General features: G+C 71.9%; 9 protein-coding genes. 5 read left to right on the forward strand and 4 right to left on the reverse strand.

Annotated elements, in window-relative coordinates:
• Positions 1–14: 14 nt before the first annotated feature.
• Complete coding sequence (locus HCN51_RS56765) at positions 15–1,295, reverse strand: aspartate aminotransferase family protein (protein ID WP_168022075.1); 1,281 nt, start codon at positions 1,293–1,295, stop codon at positions 15–17.
• Positions 1,296–1,428: 133 nt separating this feature from the next.
• Positions 1,429–2,877: an MFS transporter gene (locus HCN51_RS56770; protein ID WP_346434184.1), complete on the reverse strand. Its 1,449-nt coding sequence runs from the start codon at positions 2,875–2,877 to the stop codon at positions 1,429–1,431.
• A 55-nt stretch (positions 2,878–2,932) separates the two neighbouring features.
• On the opposite strand from HCN51_RS56770, the gene HCN51_RS56775 reads away from it, so the two are divergent.
• The 4 genes from HCN51_RS56775 to HCN51_RS56790 all read left to right on the forward strand — a co-directional run bounded on the left by HCN51_RS56775 (position 2,933) and on the right by HCN51_RS56790 (position 7,351).
• Positions 2,933–3,634, forward strand: coding sequence for a TetR/AcrR family transcriptional regulator (locus tag HCN51_RS56775; RefSeq protein ID WP_168022077.1), 702 nt, complete (start codon positions 2,933–2,935; stop codon positions 3,632–3,634).
• A 13-nt stretch (positions 3,635–3,647) separates the two neighbouring features.
• Positions 3,648–5,276, forward strand: coding sequence for an AMP-binding protein (locus tag HCN51_RS56780; protein ID WP_168022078.1), 1,629 nt, complete (start codon positions 3,648–3,650; stop codon positions 5,274–5,276).
• Between the two features lie 65 nt (positions 5,277–5,341).
• On the forward strand, positions 5,342–6,958 hold the full coding sequence (locus HCN51_RS56785; RefSeq protein WP_080042260.1) for a PucR family transcriptional regulator: 1,617 nt from the start codon (positions 5,342–5,344) through the stop codon (positions 6,956–6,958).
• Positions 6,959–6,976: 18 nt separating this feature from the next.
• Complete coding sequence (locus HCN51_RS56790; protein WP_168022079.1) at positions 6,977–7,351, forward strand: cupin domain-containing protein; 375 nt, start codon at positions 6,977–6,979, stop codon at positions 7,349–7,351.
• 24 nt (positions 7,352–7,375) lie between these two features.
• Here the strand turns inward: HCN51_RS56790 and trpS are convergent, their stop codons facing one another.
• Positions 7,376–8,338 (reverse strand): tryptophan--tRNA ligase, encoded by a 963-nt coding sequence (gene trpS / locus HCN51_RS56795; RefSeq protein WP_206069092.1) that lies wholly within the window; start codon positions 8,336–8,338, stop codon positions 7,376–7,378.
• A 262-nt stretch (positions 8,339–8,600) separates the two neighbouring features.
• Between trpS and HCN51_RS56800 the strand changes: the two genes are divergently transcribed.
• A complete protein-coding gene (locus HCN51_RS56800; protein WP_168022081.1) occupies positions 8,601–10,070 on the forward strand; it encodes a phosphodiester glycosidase family protein in 1,470 nt (489 codons plus the stop codon).
• 87 nt (positions 10,071–10,157) lie between these two features.
• On the opposite strand, the gene fxsT is transcribed toward HCN51_RS56800, so the two are convergent.
• Positions 10,158–13,208 (reverse strand): FxSxx-COOH system tetratricopeptide repeat protein, encoded by a 3,051-nt coding sequence (fxsT, locus tag HCN51_RS56805; RefSeq protein WP_168022082.1) that lies wholly within the window; start codon positions 13,206–13,208, stop codon positions 10,158–10,160.
• Between the last annotated feature and the right edge of the window lie 679 nt (positions 13,209–13,887).

Consider the following 13,887-nt stretch of genomic DNA (forward strand, 5'->3'; position numbering starts at 1 on the left):
GTGCTGAACGGACTTCACCGCGCTGCCGCCTCTGCGTTGATCGTTTCGAGGGCGGTGACGATGATGCCCAGGCCCTCGGTGGCCTCGTCCACCGTGAGCGTGAGGGGCGGGGCCATGCGGATGGCGGTGCCGTACAGGCCGCCCTTGCCCGCCAGCAGGCCGGCCCGCTTGGTCTCCTCCATGAAGCGCGCGGCCTGCGCCGGGCTCTCCAGCTCGATGGCGAACATCAGGCCCTTGCCGCGCACGTCCTTGACGACGGGCAGCCGCTCGGCGGCGGCCTTGAGCCCGCTGATGATGATCTCCCCGGTACGGGCGGCGTTGGCCTGGAGGTCGTGGTCGAGCACGTAGTCGAGGGTGGCGTTGGCGGCGGCCATGGAGATCGGGTTGCCGCCGAACGTGGACAGGCCCACGGCGTGCGGCGCGTCCATGAGGTCGCCGCGCGCGACGACGCCGCCGACCGCGAAGCCGTTGCCGAGGCCCTTCGCGAACGTGATCATGTCGGGCGTCACGCCGTGGTTCTCGACGCCGAAGAACGCGCTGCCGGTCCGGCCCCAGCCGGTCTGCACCTCGTCGGAGATGAACAGGATGCCCTGCTCGTCCAGCACCTCCTTGTACGCGGCGAACAGCCCGTCGGGGGCCATCGTGAAGCCGCCCACGCCCTGGATCGGCTCGGCGATCAGCGCCGCCACGTCGTTGGAGACGGAGGTGGCCAGCACGTGCCGCAGGTCGTCCACGCACGCCTGGATGTAGTCGGCGTCCGACAGGCCCTTGAACTGTGTCAGGTGCCGGTCGGCGCCGTGCAGGAAGTGCACGTTGAGCGGGGAGAGCGAGTTGTTCTTCCACGACCGGTTGGAGGTGACGCTGATCGCGCCGAAGCTGCGGCCGTGGTAGCTCTGGCGCATGGCCAGCACCTGGTCGCTCTTGCGCGCGTAGGTGGCCAGCAGCAGCGCGGTCTCGTTGGCCTCGGTGCCGGAGTTGGTGAAGAAGACCTTGGCGTCGGGGATGCCGGACAGCCGCGCGATCTTCTCGGCCAGCTCGACCTGGCCGCGCAGCAGGTAGACGGTGCTGGTGTGCACCACGCCGGTGGCGAGCTGGCGCTCGACGGCCTCGCGTACCTCGGGGATGTCGTACCCGATCATGTTGGTCAGGATCCCGGCGAAGAAGTCGAGGTAGCTCTTGCCGTCCGCGTCGATGACGCGGTTGCCCTTGCCGCTGACGATCTCGATGGGGTCGTTGTAGTTGAGGGCCAACCAGTTCGGCATCACTGCCCGGTGGCGCGCGAGAAGCTCCGACATGTTACCGAGTATCCCTTTCCGCGCTCGGAGCCTCCTACCCGCAACCTGTCGGCGGGGAAGCGACTTGCCTTACATGATGTCACGACAGGGCGGCGCCACCGGTTGCGGCGGGCCGCCCTGCGGATCGCCCGCCTCAGACCTGCACCGTCTGGGGCGCGGCCGGGGCCGGAGTGGGGCGCAGCACCGTGACGGCGAGCAGCGCGGCGGCCACGCAGAAGGCGGCGCCCACCCACGAGCCGAGGTGCATGGCGGAGGTGAACGCCTGGTTGCCGGCCTCGGCGAGGCCCAGCGTGTGCGCGCCGCCGATCGACTCCCTGGCCAGGGCGGGCAGGCCGGCGGGCATCTCGGAGGTGTACCGGGTGGCCAGCACGCTGCCCAGGACGGCGATGCTGAGCGCCATGCCGACCTGCTGGACGGTGTCGTTGAGCGCGGAGCCGACGCCGGCCCGCTCCAGGGGGATCGCCCCCATGAGCGAGGCGTAGGCGGAGGGGCCGGCCAGGCCGCCGCCGATGCCCATGATCACCAGCCCGGTCGCCAGGGGCAGGAAGCCGGTCGTCAGCGCCATGACGGCGAAGCCGCCGGCCATCAGCAGCAGCCCGGCGCCGACCAGGGCCCGGTTGCTGAGCTTCTTGCCGAGCCCGGCGCCCACGCCGTTGAAGATCGCGGCGGCCACCGCGTACGGCAGCATGGCGAGCCCGGCCTGCATCTCGCCGAACCCCAGCACGAACTGCAGGTACTGGGTCAGGATCAGCATCACCGAGCCGGCGCCGAACGACATGAGCAGGATCGAGAACGACGCGCCGCTGAAGTTGCGGTTGGCGAACAGGAAGAGCGGCAGCATCGGCTCGTCCTGGCGGCGCTCCCAGATCACGAACGCCACGAGGGCGACCACGGCCAGCGCGATGACGGGGATGTTCCACTCCCGTTCGATGATCACGTAGACGGCGGCGGTGAGGCCGATGATCGACAGCACCACGCCGACCGGGTCGATCTTCCTGCTCTCGCTGCGCGTCTCGGGCATGAGGACGACGGCGGCGACGACGGCGACCGCCGCGATGGGGATGTTCAGCAGGAAGACCGAGCCCCACCAGTAGTGCTCCAGGAGGAAGCCGCCGACGGTCGGCCCGGAGACGAGGCTGATCAGGGCGACGGCGCTCCAGGCGGCCATCGCCTTGCGCCGCTCCTCCTCGTCGAAGACGGTCATCAGGATCGACAGCGTGGACGGCATGACGAACGCGCCGCCGACGCCCATGAGGCCGCGGGCGGCGATGAGCTGCCACGGCTCGGTGACGAGCACGGCCAGCAGGGACGCGCCGCCGAAGAAGACCAGGCCGATGATGAGGAAGCGGCGGCGGCCGTACCGGTCGGACAGGCTGCCCGAGGTGAGCAGCAGGCCGGCGAAGGCCAGCACGTACGCGTCGATGATCCACTGGATGTCGGACGGCGTCGCCCCCATCTCCTGGTTCAGGGAGGGGATGGCCAGGTTGAGCACGGTGTTGTCGATGCCGAGGACCAGCAGCGCCAGGCACAGGACGCCCAGGATCCACCATCGACGAGGGTCTCGTACGGTGTTCGAGTTCACTCGCACAGCGTACGACATCACTCGAACAGTGTGCGAGTGGATTTATCCTGGACCTATGAGTGGCAAGACGTTCTCCTCGGTGTGGCTGCGCGAGCCCCGCAAGCCCGCCAGTCCGGGGCGCAGCAGGCAGGAGATCGTCAAGGCCGCCGTCGAGCTGCTCGATGAGGAAGGGCTCGACGGCCTGAGCATGCGCAAGCTCGGCGCGAAGCTGAGCGCGGGCGCCACCAGCCTCTACTGGTACGTCGCCAACAAGGACGAGCTGCTGGAGCTGGTCTACGACGAGGTGTGGGGCAAGATGCGGGTGCCCGACCCCGCCGAGGTGGGCTGGCGGGAGGCCGTGCTCGTGCTGGCCCACAGCATGCGCCAGGTGATCCTCGACCACCCGTGGTCGGCCGAGCTGATCGGCCGGCTGCCCGCGCTCGGGCCCAACGCCCTGCACGTCGCCAACGAGATGCGCGCGATGTTCAAGCAGGCCGGGTTCAAGGGGCCCGACACCGACTACGCCATCGCCACGCTGACGGCCTTCATCTTCGGCATGACGATCCCCGAGGTCGCCTGGAACTCCAAGTCGGGCACCCCGGAGCTCGACCCCGAGGAGATGCACGCCGTGCTCGGCCAGATCTTCGCCCGCTACCCTCACATGCGCGAGGGCTACGAGCTGAGCCAGCGGGAGAACCCCCGCGTCGTGCGGGAGGTCGCCTTCGACTTCGGACTCGTGTCGGTGCTCGACGGTCTTGAGCGGCGGCTGCCGACGTAGCAGGATCCACGGCATGAGCGATTTCCGTGCCGCCCGTGACTTCCTGCTCGGGGCAGACGCCGCCACCGCCCGCCGCGACTTCCGCTGGCCCGAGCTCGGCGCGTTCAACTGGGCGCTCGACTGGTTCGACGGCGTGCTCGCCGCCGAGACCCCCGACGCCGTCGCTCTCAAGATCGTCGGCGAGAGCAGCGCCGTCTACACCTTCGCCGAGCTGTCGGCCCGCTCCGGCCAAGTCGCCAACTGGCTGCACGAGCAGGGCGTGCGCCGGGGCGACCGCGTGCTGCTGATGCTGGGCAACCAGGCCGAGCTGTGGGAGTCGCTGCTGGCCGTGATGAAGCTGGGCGCGGTCGTCATCCCCGCCACCACGCTGCTGACCGGCAAGGACATCGCCAAGCGCGTCGAGCGCGGGCGGGTGGCCCACGTGATCGCCAACGCCTCCGACGCGGGCAAGTTCCCCGCCGGCGAGTACACGAAGATCGCCGTGGGCGACGCCTACAACTGGCTGCCGTACCACGACGCCTACCACGCGCACGAGCGCTTCACCCCCGACGGGCCCACCGGCGCCGATGACCCGCTGCTGCTCTACTTCACCTCCGGCACCACCTCCCAGCCGAAGCTGGTCGAGCACACGCACGCCTCCTACCCGGCCGGGCACCTGTCCACGATGTTCTGGATCGGCCTGCGGCCCGGCGACGTGCACCTCAACGTGTCCTCGCCGGGCTGGGCCAAGCACGCCTGGAGCAACGTGTTCGCCCCGTGGAACGCCGGGGCCACCGTGCTCGTCCACGACTACCGGCGCTTCTCCGCGCCCGCCCTGCTGGAAGTGCTGCGGGACGAGCGGGTGACCACGTTCTGCGCGCCGCCGACCGTGTGGCGGATGCTCATCCAGGAGGACCTGGCCGCATGGAAGCTGCCCCTGCGCACGGCCGTGGCCGCCGGCGAGCCGCTCAACCCCGAGATCATCGACCAGGTCGCCAAGGCGTGGGGCATCACGATCAGGGACGGCTACGGCCAGACCGAGACGACGGCGCAGATCGGCAACGCCCCCGGCGAGGCGGTCAGGCCCGGCTCGATGGGGCTGCCGCTGCCCGGCTACGACGTGGTGCTGATCGACCCGATCACGGGCGAGCAGGGCAACGACGGGGAGATCTGCCTGCCGCTGGACGACCGCCGCCCCCTCGGCCTCATGTCCGGATATATCGGTGGATCGGCGGAGGCCATGCGGGGCGGCTACTACCACACCGGCGACGTCGCCACCCGCGACGAGGACGGCTACATCACCTACGTGGGCCGCACCGACGACGTCTTCAAGGCCTCCGACTACCGCATCTCGCCGTTCGAGCTGGAGAGCGTGCTGATGGAGCACGCCGCCGTCGCCGAGGCCGCCGTGGTGCCGTCGCCCGATCCGGTACGCCTGGCCGTGCCGAAGGCGTACATCACGCTCGCCCCCGGTTTCGAGCCCGGCGAGGAGACCGCCCGGTCGATCTTCGAGCACTGCCGCCGGGAGCTGGCCCCGTACAAGCGGGTGCGGCGGCTGGAGTTCGACGAGCTGCCCAAGACCATCTCGGGCAAGATCCGCCGCGTCGAGCTGCGCGTTCGCGAGCCTCGCAGGGAGTACCGCGAGGAGGACCTCAACCTATGACGACCTGCGCAAAGTGTAAATTGCCCCATGTCCGTTCTTACAGGCTGATCGGCTAGGCTCTGCCCGTGCTGCCCACCATCGCCGACGTCCTCGCCCTCGACAGCGTGCGCCGGGGCAGCCCGCGCGTCGTCGCGGGCGCCGACCGGCTCGACACGAAGGTGCGGTGGGTGCACGTCGGCGAGATCGCCGACATCGCCCACCTGCTGCGCGGCGGTGAGCTGGTGCTCACCACGGGGGTGGCGCTGCCGGAGGACCCGGAGAAGCTCGCCGACTACATCGGCGAGCTTTCCTCCGTCGGGGCCTCCGGGCTGATCGTGGAGCTGGGCCGCCGGTTCGTCCGCGAGCTGCCGCGGGCCGTGGTCAAGTCGGCCGAGGAGCACGGGTTCCCGGTCGTCGTGCTGACCCGTGAGACCCCGTTCGTGCAGATCACCGAGTCGGTGCACGCGCGGATCATCGACATCCAGCTGGAGGAGCTGCGCGCCTCCGAGCAGCTGCACGAGGTCTTCACCCAGCTCTCCGTCGAGGGCGCCTCACCGGCCGAGGTGCTGGCGCAGGTGGCGCGGCTGTCGGGCCGCCCGGTGCTGCTGGAGAACCTCGCCCACCAGGTGCTGGCCTGCGAGTCCGCCGGGCGCGACGCCGGGGCCCTGCTGGCCGGGTGGGAGACCCGGTCGCGGGCGGTGGCGCCGGCCGAGCGCACCGCGTACGACCCGGCCTCCGGCTGGCTGGTCACCACGGTCGGCGCTCGCGGCCAGGACTGGGGGCGGCTCATCCTGCTCTGCGACGCCGCGCCGTCGCCCCGCGACCTGGTGCTGGCCGAGCGCGCCGCCACCACGCTCGCGCTGGGCCGCCTGTTGGAGCGCCACCAGGAGTCCCTCGAACGCCAGGCGCACGGCACGATCATCACCGGCATCCTCACCCATGCCTACGCCGACCCCGACGAGGCCGCCGCCCGCGCCCGCGCCGTGGGCGTGCCCCTCACGGGCCGCAAGCTGATCAGCGTGGTCATCCGGCCGACCGAGCACATCGACCAGGCGCTCGACGGGCAGGCGCAGCTCGGGGAGCTGGCCGAGGCCACCGCCGCCGCCTGCCGCGACGCCCGCCTGCCCGCCCTGGTGGGCGCGCTCGACCAGGAGCGGGTGGGCGTCCTGCTGCCGCTCCCGCCGCGCACCCAGGCCGAGCCCGCGCTCACCTCGCTGTCCGAGCGGCTGCGCGTGCTGTGGGGGCCGGGCTCGGCGTTCGTGCTGGCGGCGGGCTCGGTGGTGGAGTCCATCAGAGACGTGCGCCGCAGCTTCCTCGAAGCCGAGCAGGTGGCCGACGTGGCGGTCCGCCAGCCCGACGGCCGGCCCTTCTACCGGCTGCCCGACCTGCGCCTGCGCGGCCTGCTCCACCTGCTGCGCGACGACGCGCGGCTGCAGACGTTCGCCGAGCGGGAGCTGGGGCCGCTGCTGGCCCACGACGCGCAGCGGGGCGGCGACCTGACCCGGATCCTGCGCGTCTACCTCGACTCCGGCCGCAACAAGGCCGTCGCGGCGCAGAAGGCCCACCTGTCCAGGCCCGCGTTCTACGACCGGCTGCGCCGCCTCGAACGCATCCTCGACACCGATCTCGACGACGTCGAGTCGTGCCTGTCGCTGCACGTGGCGCTGCTGGCGCTGGAGTCCTTCCGCCGGGAGAGCCGCTGATGTGCTGGAATGGGCGATATGTCTGACGTGCTGGTGCCCGACGTGGCCGACCTCAGCCGCATGCTCGCCACGGCGGGAGCCTTCGCCGTGCCCGTCCACGACGTACGGCTGACACCCGACGAGCTCGACCCGTCGCAGATCGTCGCGGGCGACCCCGTCACGTCCTCGCTGGAGCTGGGCGGCGGGCGCGGCATCTGGGAGATCACGCCCGGCGTCGTGACCGACGTGGAACGTGACGAGATCTTCGTCGTGCTGTCGGGCCGCGCCACGGTCGCCGTCGAGGGCGGCACCACGGTCGAGCTGGGGCCCGGCGACGTGTGCCTGCTGGCCGAAGGCGCGAAGACCACCTGGATCGTGCACGAGACGCTGCGCAAGGTGTACCAGACCCGCTGACCCCGGCCCTCGGCCAAGCCCTCTCTAGAAGCCCATCGCCGCCCGCACCTCCTCCAGGGTGCGGACCGCGCGCTCGCGGGCCCGCTCGTTCCCCTCGGCCAGGATCCGCCGGGCGTCGCCCTCCGTCAGCTCGGCCCTGCGCCTCCTGATCGGCCGCAGGAACTCGTTGACCGCCTCCGTCGCCACCCGCTTGAGCGTGGCGGCGCCGCCGTCGCCGATCTCCTCGGCCAGCTCGGCCGGCGGCCGGCCCAGGCACAGCCCGGCCAGCGTGAGCAGGTTGGCCACCTCCGGCCTGCGCTCCTCCTCGAAGGTGATCAGCCGCTCCGCGTCGGTGCGGGCCTTGCGGATGAGCAGGGCGGTCTTGTCCTCGGTGGCCGACAGGGCGATCGCGTTGCCGCGGCTCTTGCTCATCTTGCCGCCGTCGAGGCCCTTCAGCATCGGCTGCGCGCCCATCATCGCCTTGGGCAGCGGGAACACCTCGCCGTACCGGTCGTTGAAGCGGCGCGCGACCAGCCGCGCCACCTCCAGGTGCGGCAGCTGGTCCTTGCCGACGGGCACCAGCGTGCCCTTGCAGAACAGGATGTCGGCCGCCTGGTGCACGGGGTAGGTGAACATCAGGCCGCTCACCGCCGCCTGCGAGCTGTGCGCGATCTCGTCCTTCACCGTCGGGTTGCGGCCCAGCTCGGCCACCGACACCAGGCTCAAAAACGGCAGCAGGAGCTGGTTCAGCTCGGGGATCGCGCTGTGCTGGAAGATCGTCACCTTGGCCGGGTCGATGCCGATCGCCAGGTAGTCGAGCAGCAGCTCCATGGTGTGCCGCCGGATCTCGCCGGGCAGGTCGCGATCGGTGATCACCTGGTAGTCGGCGATCAGGACGTACATGGGATGGAGGTCCTGCAGCCGGACCCGGTTGGCCAGTGAGCCGAAATAGTGGCCCAGATGCAGGGGCCCGGTGGGGCGGTCGCCCGTCAGCACCACGTCGTTCATCAGGTCTCTCTCCTTCGGGATCATGCCGTCCCGGGAGAGAACCCAGCGCTTCTGGGGCCGTCTCTGGGACGGCCCGTACATGGGGAACTCAGCGGCCGTCTACCGGCCGCCACCACATGCGGAAGCGAGTCATCATGCCCGCAGGATACCGGCTTTCTGTGTCGATTCCGTAACCTCTTTACTCGTTTGGCGCGTTCGGCTGCCCCGGCGACCTTGATCTCGCCAGTATGGTGCGGTCCCTTTTCCGCCCTCTGGAGAGTTCATGTCTCGACGCACCCTCGCCGGCGGCCTGGCCATAGCCGCGGCGCTCACCCTCACCGCACTGCCCGCGACAGCGGAGCAGCAGTCGGTGCGGTTCCCGTCGGCGAAGTTCCCGCTGGGCGCGCGGCCAGTGCCGACCAAGACGATGACCAGCGTGGCGCAGGGCATCGACCTGTACGACGTGAAAGCCGGCACCTCCACCGACGGCTACACGCTGACCTTCCTCATGCCCAACGGCAAGGACGCGGGCTCGTCCGCGAGCGCCGAGGCCGTGGCGGCGGAGGTCGAAGCGGCCGGTGAGACGCCCAGCGTGCAAGAGGTGGTGCGGCCGGCCGTGGCCGACGCCGCCGCCCAGACCGTCTACATGGTCCGCGCCGGCCTGTGGCCGTTAAAGGACAAGAAGAAGGCCGACGACCGGGCCAAGGAGCTCAAGGACGCGGGCCTGAAGGTCAAGGTCGACTACCTCGGTGACGACGGGCTCAAGACCACCGGCCCGTGGAGCGCCAAGGTCGCCCTGATCGACGTCAGGACCTTCCGCGGCTCGTACGCCGCCTCCCTCGGCACCAGCGTGGCCAAGAAGGAGACCGTCTCGTCGATGGTCAAGGCCAGCAAGGCGCTGCTCGGCGTCAACGGCGGCTTCTTCAACATCCACACCTCCCCGGCGCTGCGCGGCGAGCCCGTCGGCGTGTCCGTCGTCGGCGGCAAGCTGCTCAGCGAGGCCGTGCCCGGGCGGTCCGCCGTCGTGCTCAAGGGCCGCACCGCCAAGATCACCGAGCTGAAGACGACGGTGACGGCGATCTCGCAGGACGGCGAGAAGGTCGAGGTCAACGGCGTCAACCGGGCCGTCACGACGGACGAGCTGCTGCTCTACACCGAGGAGTTCGGCGCCAAGACACCCGCGGGCGGCGTCGACGCCGTCATCGACGCGAGCAACAAGGTCGTCGCGCTGCGCGCCTCGGGCGCCGCGGTGGCCGCCGGCACGCGGGTGCTGCACGGCAACGGCGTGGCCGCCGACTGGCTCAACGAGCACGCCTGGCAGGGCTGGAAGGTCGAGATCGACACCAAGGTCGTGGACCTGCGCACCAAGCGGGCGCTCCAGCTCACGCCCGAGCTGAACGTGATCGGCGGCAGCGTCGGCCTCGTCCGCAACGGCAAGGTCAAGATCACCGCCAAGCAGGACGGCCACGACTCGCTCAACATGATCCTGCGCCGCCACCCGCGCACCCTCCTCGGCACCACCAAGAACGGCAGCCTCGTCCTCGCCACCATCGACGGCCGCCAGCCCGGCGTCACCGTCGGCGCGAACTTCGTGGAGGCCGCCCAGTTCATGCGCTGGCTCGGCGCCACCCAGGCGATCAACCTGGACGGCGGCGGCTCGACGGCGATGGTCGCCGGCAACAAGGTCGTCAACCACCCGTCGGACGGCTCCGAGCGCGCCGTCGGCGACGCCCTCCTGGTCCTGCCCCAGTAGTCCCGTCCCGGGCGGGGACATCCGCCCCCGCCCGGGACGCTCATCGGACACCGCTCGGGAACGCCGGCACCCCGCCCCGGAAACCCCTCACCGGACCCGCTCGCTCCAATAGGCGAGCTGCTCCCGCGTGGTGCGGGTCGCGGGATGGTCCGGGCCGAGGACGCGCTCCCTGACGGGCAGCAGGGCCGCGTACTGGTCGCGGGCCGCCGCCGGATCCCCCGCCTGGCCCGTCCAGTACGCCAGGTTGGCGCGGGCGGTCAGCGTGTCCGGATGCTCGGGGCCGGAGACCCGCTCCCGGAGCGGCAGCAACGCGGTGTACGCGTCCCTGGCCTGCGCCGCATCCCCCAGCTCGCCGATCCACCGCGCCAGCTCGTGCCTGATCGTCAGCGTGTCAGGATGATCGGGGCCGAGCACCCGCTGCCGTACGGCCAGCAGCCCCGCGTACTGCTCCCTGGCCGCCGCCGCGTCCCCCGCCTGCCCCATCCAGTACGCCAGGTTGTGCCACGTGATCAGCGTGTCCTGGTGCTCGGGGCCGAGCACGCGCCGCCGGATGCCCAGCAAGTCCGCGCACTGGTCGCGGGCCGCCGCCGCGTCGCCCGCCTGGCCCGTCCAGTAGGCCAGGTTGTGCCGGGTGGTCAGCGTGTCGGGATGCTCGGCGCCGGAGGCGTGCTCGCGGCGGATGAGCAGCTCCGCGTACTGGTCGCGGGCCGACACCGCGTCGCCGAGCTCGCCCGTCCAGCGGGCCAGCTCGTGCCGGGTGATCAGGGTGGCCGGGTGCTGGGGGCCCAGCACCCGCTCCCTGATGGGCAGCAGGGCCGCGTAGTGGTCGCGGGCCGCCGCCGGATCGCCCGCCTGGCCCGTCCACTGGGCCAGGTTCGCGCGGGCCATCAGGGTGTCGGGGTGGTCGCGGCCCTGGACGCGTTCCCTGATCGGCAGCAGCTCCGCGTACATGTCCCGCGCCGCCGCCGCGTCCCCCAGCTCGCCCGTCCACCGCGCCAGCTCGTGCCTGATCGTCAGCGTGTCGGGATGGTCGGGGCCGGACACGCGCTCCCGCACGACGAGCAGGTCCGCGTACTGCTCCCTGGCCGCCCGCGCGTCGCCCAGCTCGCCCGTCCACCGGGCCAGCTCGTGCCGGTTGATCAGCGTCGCCGGGTGCTCCGGGCCCTGGACGCGCTCGCGGATCGGCAGCAGCGCCGCGTACTGGTCGCGGGCCGCCGCCGCGTCGCCGGCCTGGCCCGTCCACTGGGCCAGGTTCGCCCGCGCGGCCAGGGTGTCGGGGTGGTCGGGGCCCTGGACGCGCTCCCTGATCGGCACCAGAGCGGCGTACATGTCGCGCGCCGCCGCCGCGTCGCCCAGCTCGCCCGTCCAGCGCGCCAGCTCGTGGCGGATGGTCAGCGTGTTCGGGTGCTCGGGGCCCTGCACGCGCTCGCTCACCGGCAGCAGCTCGGCGTACTGGTCCCTGGCCGCCCGCGCGTCGCCCAGCTCGCCCGTCCACCGGGCCAGCTCGTGCCGGAGGGTCAGGGTCGCCGGATGCTCCGCCCCCTGGACGCGCTCGCGGACCGGCAGCAGCTCCGCGTACATGTCCCGCGCCGCCGCCGCGTCCCCCAGCTCGCCCGTCCACCGCGCCAGCTCGTGCCGGGCCGTCAGCGTGGACGGATGCTCGGCCCCCAGCTTCGCCGTCAGCGCGTCGCAGATCTCCTGGCACAACGACTTCGCCGTCCGGTAGTCGCCGCTCGCCCCCAGGTAGTGGGCGGTCTTGTCGATGCCCGGCGAGATCGGGCTCAGCGCCGCGAGGATGTGCGGCAGCAGCAGCGCGTACCGGGGCCAGGACCGGACCCGGTCGGGGTCGTCGGGCAGCACCGACTCCAGGAGCACCGCCGCCGCGTTCCGCCAGCGCTGCTGCTCGTGCGCCGCGAGCTGGTCGAGAGTCACGGCCTGAACGAGGCGGTGCACCGCCACCGTGCCCTCCATCGGCTGCCCGATCAGGCTGTGACCGCGCAGGGCGCCGACGGCCGCGTTGACCGCGATCGGGTCGCGCGGCAGCTCCTGCAACACCGCCACCGCACTCAGCCACGGCCGCAGCTCCCGCGCCCGCCGCACCCGCGACTCCGGCAGGCGCCCGTACGCCCGCTGCCGCCGCACGTCCTCCGCGAACAGCTCCCGCGCCGTCCGCGTCTCCAGCGGCGACAGCAGCAGATGGTACGGGATGGCCTCGTGCGAGTAGCAGGCCAGCACCCGCAGCAGCGCGATCGCCTCCCGGCTCGTCCCCGCCACGTTCCTAAACGCAAGCTGCCACGTCGTGGTGATCTGCTCCTCATATCCCCACGCCTGCCCTTGCGCCAGCAGCCCCGCCCGGTGATCGTGCAGCAGGTCGAGGTACGCGCCCAGCGCCAGCCCCGTCTCCGCCATGAACGCCCCGGCCTGCTCCAGCGCCAGCGGCAACGCCCCCAGCTCGGCCACCACGGCCGCGGCCGCCTCGGCGTCCTCCTGCCCCGACCGCGCCAGCACCAGCTCCGCCGCCGGCTCCGGCTCCAGCACCGGCAGCTCCAGCCCCTGCTCGGGCGGCCAGCTTCCGGACCGGCTGGTGACCAGCACGTGCCCAGGCCCCGCCGGAGGTAGAAAAGGGCGCAGGGCATCAGCTCCCGGCGCGTTGTCGAAGATCAGCAACCAGGCGTCGGTACGGGCCGCGAGCGCGGCGTGCACCTGGTCGACGGGGTCCGCCGCGTCCACGGTGTCCCGTAAGCCCAGCAGCGCCGCCAGCCGGGCGAACGCCGCCGACAGCACGGCCGGGTCGGCGGCGGGCAGCTGCCAGACGAGCTGGTAGTCCCGCAGGTGGCGATGGGCGTACTCCAGCACCAGGCTGGTCTTCCCCACCCCGCCCAGCCCGTGCACGGCCACCACGCCCGGCTGAGCCCTGCTGCCCGTCAGCCGCTCCCGCAGCTCGGCCACCGTCTCGTCCCGCCCGACCAGCCGCGGGGGGCGGGGAAGGAGCTGCACCGGCCGGGTGGGGACGGCGGGGCGGGGCGGCAGCCGCACATCACCCACCACGTCCACGTGCCCGACGTTCACGGCCGTGGCCCCGTCCCCGGTCATCGCCACGCCCGGATTGTCGCCGCCCACCTCAATGGAACGTTCCACAAGGCCCGGCTTGTGCCGTCCGACCTCCTGGCCAGCAGACCCCCGGGCCAAGGCCCCCTCGCCCGCCACCGCTTCCCTCGCTGCCGCCTCCGCACTCGTCTCCGCCGCACTCGCGGTGGCACTGGCCTCCGCCGCACTCGCTGCCGCCGCATCCGCCGGCGCCTCGGCCGCTGCCGCCTTCCCTGCCGCGCCGGAACCACCCGCCGGCGCGCGCCCGGCCGACCGACGGGCCAGGCCACAACCGACGAGCGAGCCCTCCGGTCGCGACGACCGCGCCTCGACCCGCCGCCGCGCCACGACGAGCATGGCGGCCACGAACAACCCGAGCATCCCGAGCCCGACGCTGATGAGACTGTCCTGCTCATCGAGCACCAGTAACAACGACCCGGGCACGCCATACAGGTCCGCCACGAAGTCGACCGCCCCGGCCGCCACCAAAGTGAGCGAAATCGGGGCGAGCAGCCAGAGAAGGAGACGCGGACGTCGACGATTACGCCGTTCCGGCTCGGAGCTCTGGCCTGAAGGGGGAGAAGCCATCACCCATCCAGGGTGACCCGGCCACCGAAGGGCCGCCACCGGAACTCCGTCATGCCCGGAAAGCGCTTTATGCCACGAGCTGCACAGGGTGCAGGGGGAAAACGAAAAGGGCCCCGACCGGTGCTGGTCGAGGCCCTTTCCT

The organism is Nonomuraea composti, assembly GCF_012034275.1.
In the GTDB taxonomy this organism is placed as follows: domain Bacteria; phylum Actinomycetota; class Actinomycetes; order Streptosporangiales; family Streptosporangiaceae; genus Nonomuraea; species Nonomuraea composti.